This window comes from Caballeronia sp. (genome assembly GCF_049581465.1).
Classification (GTDB): domain Bacteria; phylum Pseudomonadota; class Gammaproteobacteria; order Burkholderiales; family Burkholderiaceae; genus Caballeronia.
This window is the reverse complement of sequence record NZ_JBAUSA010000569.1, coordinates 1-1,927: the sequence shown is the minus strand read 5'-3', so window position 1 is coordinate 1,927 and position 1,927 is coordinate 1. Positions and strand designations below refer to the sequence as shown.

At 62.0% G+C, this 1,927-nt stretch carries 3 protein-coding genes; 2 read left to right on the top strand and 1 reads right to left on the bottom strand.

Annotation, left to right across the window (positions count from 1 at the left end; translation table 11 throughout):
• The first annotated feature begins 30 nt into the window (after nt 1–30).
• Entirely contained in the window at nt 31–711 is a 681-nt protein-coding gene (locus WCA53_RS14020; RefSeq protein WP_423911187.1) for a glutamine cyclotransferase, read from the top strand.
• 56 nt (nt 712–767) lie between these two features.
• Here the strand turns inward: WCA53_RS14020 and WCA53_RS14015 are convergent, their stop codons facing one another.
• Nucleotides 768–1,316 (bottom strand): aminotransferase class I/II-fold pyridoxal phosphate-dependent enzyme, encoded by a 549-nt coding sequence (locus WCA53_RS14015; RefSeq protein WP_423911182.1) that lies wholly within the window; start codon nt 1,314–1,316, stop codon nt 768–770.
• Between the two features lie 24 nt (nt 1,317–1,340).
• On the opposite strand from WCA53_RS14015, the gene WCA53_RS14010 reads away from it, so the two are divergent.
• Nucleotides 1,341–1,927, top strand: a 587-nt coding sequence (locus WCA53_RS14010; RefSeq protein WP_423911179.1) for an MFS transporter, incomplete at its 3' end; no start/stop codon positions are given.

The window sequence follows — 1,927 nt, the reverse complement described above, 5'->3', positions numbered from 1 at the left end:
AGCTTGAACCGGAATGACGAGGACGAAACCATGAATCGATCAGCGGCCGAAATCATCCGTGAATATGGACCCTTTCCAGGGGTCGACCGCGTGAATGGGGTCACGTACGACGGTAGCCAAGTCTGGTTTGCTGCCGGAGATACGCTGAACGCGCTGGATCCGGCGAGCGGGAAGACGCAACGCTCGATCAATGTCGCCGCGCATGCAGGAACGGCCTTCGACGGCGAGCACCTGTTTCAGATCGCCGAGGATCGCATCCAGAAGATCGATCCAGAGACGGGCCGTGTGCTCGCCACGATCCCGGCGCCCGGCGGCGGCGGTGACTCGGGGCTCGCCTGGGCCGAAGGGACGCTTTGGGTGGGGCAGTATCGGGACCGGAAGAACCATCAAGTCGATCCGCAAACAGGGGCGATTCTTCGCACCATCGAGTCCAACCGCTTCGTCACCGGGGTCACCTGGGTCGACCGGGAGCTCTGGCACGGCACGTGGGAAGGTGACGAGAGCGAGTTGAGGCGAATCGATCCTCGAACGGGAGAGGTCCTGGAGAGACTCGAAATGCCGCCTGGGGTAGGGGTGTCGGGGCTCGAGTCCGATGGCGCCGATCAGTTCTTCTGCGGCGGCGGAAGCAGTGGGAAGGTGAGAGTCGTGCGTCGACCCAGGCGAAGCTCCGCGGCCGACAGTGGCGCTGAGATCCCGGTTGATCCCGGCTAAAGTTAATTCGGCTAATGTGGCGCTGGCAAATGTCCAGTCGATCACCCGGTCGCGCGTTAAGCCTCGCGAGCAAGCCGCGCCAGCGTCTTGAGCGCAGATTCGATGCGTGCATCGAACGGCATGCCGTAACTGAGCCGCAGCCAATCGCCGAACTTGTTCGTGTTTGAGAAGATCGAACCCGGACAGATCCGAATGCCTTCGGACAACGCGCTTTCGAACAACGTGTCAGTGCTCAGCTCGCCGGGTAGGCGTACCCACACCAGCAGCCCCGCTTCGGGACGGGTCACTTCCGTGCCGGCGGGGAAGTGCATGAGAATGGCTTCGACGAACTGCGTGCGCTGCTGCGTCAGCAACGCGTTCAACCGTCGCATATGCCGGTGGAATGCACTACCAATCATGAAGTCCGCCACAACCAGTTGCGACATCTCTTCTCGATGGCGCGACACCGCATACATCAGCATTACGATTTTCTTGTGCCATTTTCCACCAATAAGCCATCCAACTCGCAAGCCAGGTGAAAGAGACTTATTGAGCGAGCGGCAATAGATCACCTTGCCGCTCCTGTCCCATGCCTTGACGGGCCTCGAATTCGCCGGGCTCGGCAAAAACGCGCCATAGGTGAACGCGGTATGGCGACCGGCGTGCGACAGGCTGGCCTGCCGCTCGGAACCGCGATTGCCGCGATGGCGCTGCCGCTGATCGCGGCAACGTACAGTTGGCGCGCCGCGCTTGCGGTGCAGGGTGCAATCGGCATCGCCGGTGGCATCCTGTTCGGCCTTATGCACCGTGATGAGCGGGGCATGCCTGGCTTGCCCGCCGCTGCACCGCCGAATCTCGTGAAGGCTGTCAAGCTTGTTGCAGGAAATTCGGCATTGTGGCCGGTGATGCTGGCCGGCGCGGTGATGGTCACTTTCCAGTACACGTTTGCGACGCATGCGATTCCATTCGTCGCCGCGCGTTTCCACTATTCGGTCGTCGCCGCCGCGCTGCTGTTCTCAGTGTCTCAATGGCTGGGTATTCTGGGACGCGTCGGTCTCGCGTGGACCAGCGACCGTCTTTGGCCGAACCGCCGGGTGCGCTCGCTTGGTTTCACCATGGCCATTTGCGTCGCTGCAACGATGTCGCTGTTGGTGCTGCCGACCGGCACGACAAACGCCGCGCTGACCGCGATCTTCTGCGTGATCGGGCTGTTCGGCGTCGGCTGGTATCCGCTGTA

Excerpts from the sequence above, each read along its gene's own strand:
- WCA53_RS14020 (WP_423911187.1), top strand. The coding sequence starts at position 31 with ATGAATCGATCAGCGGCCGAAATCATCCGTGAATATGGACCCTTTCCA.